Annotated in this window: 1 protein-coding gene; it reads right to left on the bottom strand. The window is 74.8% G+C overall.

Features of this window, described 5'->3' with window-relative positions:
- Positions 1 to 3,388: type I polyketide synthase (locus SCWH03_RS28135; RefSeq protein ID WP_254077096.1), on the bottom strand; the 3,388-nt coding region annotated here is incomplete at its 3' end.
- Positions 3,389 to 3,406 lie beyond the last annotated feature (18 nt).

The following is a 3,406-nucleotide window of genomic DNA, read 5'->3' as shown; positions in this document are numbered from 1 at the left end:
ACGGCGCAAGACCGGCATCCGCCAGCGCCTGCCGGATCACCCGCTGCTGCGCAGGACCGTTCGGCGCCGTCAGACCATTCGACGCACCGTCCTGGTTCACGGCCGACCCACGCACCACCGCCAGGATCCGGTGCCCCTGGCGCAGCGCTTCGGACTGACGTGCCAGCACGAGGACGCCGGCGCCCTCGGACCAGCCGGTGCCGTCCGCGTCGTCGGAGAAGGCCCGGCAGCGGGCGTCGGCCGCGAGTCCGCCCTGGGCGTGGAAGCCGGCGAAGTTCATCGGTGTCGACATGACGGTGACCCCGCCGACAAGGGCCAGCGTGGACTCCCCGGAGCGCAGCGACTGCGCGGCCAGGTGCAGCGCCACCAGCGACGACGAGCACGCGGTGTCGACCGTGAGGGCGGGTCCCTCCAGGCCGAGGACATAGGACAGCCGACCGGAGATCACGGCGGCGGCGAGGCCCGTGCTCGCGTGCCCCTCGATGTCGCCGCGGGCCCGCAGGACGAGGTTCGTGTAGTCCTGTCCGTTGGTGCCGACGAACACACCGGTCCGGCTGCCGCGCAGGGTCGATGCGTCGATGCCCGCGTGCTCGACGGCTTCCCAGGCCACCTCCAGCAGCTGGCGCTGCTGCGGGTCCATGGCGAGGGCCTCGCGGGGCGAGATGCCGAAGAACGCCGCGTCGAACTCGGCCGCCCCGTACAGGAAGCCGCCTTCGCGCGTGCCGCCCGCCGCGAGTGCTTCCTGCTCCCAGCCCCGGTCCGCGGGGAACGGGGAGATCGCGTCCCGGCCGTCGTGGAGCAGCCGCCACAGCTCCTCGGGTGAGCTCACACCGCCGGGGAAGCGGCAGCCCATGCCGACGATCACGATGGGGTCGTCGGCGTCCGCGACGGCCGGTGCGACGGCCTGCGCTTCACCGCTCTCGCCGAGCAGTTCCGCGAGCAGGTACCCGGCCAGCGCCGCCGGGGTCGGGTAGTCGAACACCAGCGTCGCGGGCAGGGTGAGCCCGGTCACCGCCGTGAGGGCGTTGCGCAGTTCGATCGCGGTGAGCGAGTCGAAGCCGAGCGCGCGGAACTCCCTGCCCGCGCCCACGGCGTCCGCGGATTCGTGCCCGATGACCTTGGCTGCCTCGCCTCGGACGAGGTCGGCCATCAGCCGCTGCCGCTCCTCGGCGTCGAGTCCGGCGAGCCGTGCGGCGGCGCCGGTCGCGGTCGAGGCGACGCGGCGCCCGTGGCGGGTCAGCCCGCGCAGCAGCGCCGGCACGGGGCCGGCCCCGCCGGAGGCGCCGTGGGCCAGCGGCACCAGCAGCGGCTCGTCGGAGCACAGCGCGGCGTCGAACAGGGCCAGGCCCTGCGCCACGGACAGCGCGGGCATCCGGCGCAGGGCGCCCGCGTCCAGCGTGGAGGTCATGCCGGCGCCCGAGTCCCAGGCGCCCCAGGCCAGGGACAGTGCGGGCAGGCCGAGACCGTGCCGGTGGTGGGCGAGTGCGTCGAGGCAGGCGTTGGCGGCGGCGTAGTTGCCCTGGCCCGCGGCGCCCATCAGACCGGAGACGGACGAGTAGAGGACGAACGCCGCGAGGTCCCGGTCGCGGGTCAGCTCGTGCAGATGCCAGGCGGCGTCGGCCTTGGGCCGCAGCACCGCGTCGAGCCGTTCGGGCGTCAGCGAGGCGATCACACCGTCGTCCAGCACACCCGCCGTGTGCACCACCGCGGTCAGGTCCTCGACACCGGCCAGCACAGCCGCGAGGGCGTCCCGGTCGGCCGCGTCGCACGCGACGACGGCAACCTCGGCCCCGAGACCGCGGAGCTCGGCGCACAGCTCCCCGGCACCGGGCGCCTCCGGGCCCCGCCGGCTGACCAGCAGCAGCCTGCGCACACCCCGCCCGGCCAGGTGGCGGGCGAGTTCCGCGCCGAGGCCACCGGTACCGCCCGTGACCAGCACGGTACCGGTCCATGCGGGCCCGTCCCCTGCGTACCGGGGGGCCTTGGCCAGCCGGCCGACGCATACCTCGCCGTCCCGCACCACGACCTGTGTCTCGCCGGCGTCGACGAGCGCGGGCAGCCCGGGGAGCACGGCGGCGGACCGGGCCGACTCGTCGAGGTCGACGAGCAGGAACCGGCCGGGGTGCTCGGTCTGCGCCGCTCGTACCAGGCCCCACACCGCACCGGCCGCCACGTCCGCTCCGGACACCGCGCCCCGGGTCACGAACACCACACGCGCCCGCGACGGCAGCCACTCCTGGACGAGCTCAAGCGCCCGCGCGGCCAGCCGATGCGCCGACTCGGGGCCCGGTTCCCCCAGGACGGGGACGAGGACGATGTCCGGTTCGGCGCCGTCCGCGGGGGTCTGCCCGACACCGAGCCCGAAGACGTCCTCGCCGGACAGCGCCCAGCTCTCCCCGCCGGGGACCGGCACGTCCCGGGGGACCCAGTCGAGGCGGAAGAGCGAGTCGGTGCCGGTGCGTGCGGTGGGTACCTCCACCTCCTCGACGCTGACGCACGCGGCGGACACCACGGGCGCACCGGCGACGTCGGCGGCGGCGAGCGCGACCCCGCCGTCGGCGGCCGTCAGTCGCACCCGCAGCGCCACGGCGCCGGAAGCGTGCAGGCTGACGTCCCGCCAGTGGGTGGGCATCCCGTCGAGGCCCAGATGGGCTGCCGCGTGCAGGGCCGCGTCGAGCAGCGCGGGGTGGATGCCGAAACCCTTGGCCGCGCCGGGCAGGGCGACCTCGGCGAACACCTCGCCGCCGCGCCGCCAGACGGCCCGCAGGCCCCGGAACGTCTCACTGTGGTCGCTGCCGTCGTAGAAGCCGTCGATGCCGACGACCTTGGCGCCCTGCGGAGGCCATACGGAAGCGTCGAACGGCTCCGTCCGCTCCCCGGGGGCCAGCACACCCGTGGCGTGTTCGATCCACTCACCGTCATCGAGTCTGGAGTGGAACCGCATCTCCCGCCTGCCGTCGCCGTCCGGCCGGCCTACCCCCAACTGCACCTGCACGGGGGCCGTTTCGGGCAGCACCAGCGGGGTGAGCCAGGTCAGCTGCTCCACCCGGTCGCACTCGACCTGGTCCGCGGCGCGCAGCGCCAGCTCCACCACACAGGCGCCGGGAAGCAGCGAGGTGTCCGCGAGCCACGGGTGCGTCGCACGGGAGAGCCGCCCGGTGAGGATCAGCTCCCCGGAACCGGCGACGGTCATCGCCGCTCCGAGCAGGGGGTGTTCGGCGGGCGCGAGACCAAGTCCACGGGCGTCGCCCGCGCTGACCGAGACCGAGGGCCAGTAGCGCTGGCGTTGGAAGGGGTAGGTGGGGAGGTCGACATGGTGTCCGCCTTCGTAGAACGGGGACCAGTCGACGGGAACGCCCCTCACATGCAACCGCGCGAGAGCGGTCACGAACCCGGTCACCTCGTC

It is taken from the genome of Streptomyces pacificus, assembly GCF_011766325.1.
In the GTDB taxonomy this organism is placed as follows: Bacteria; Actinomycetota; Actinomycetes; order Streptomycetales; family Streptomycetaceae; genus Streptomyces; species Streptomyces pacificus.
Note: the sequence above shows the minus strand (reverse complement) of the source record. Positions and strands in the feature narration are given on the sequence as shown.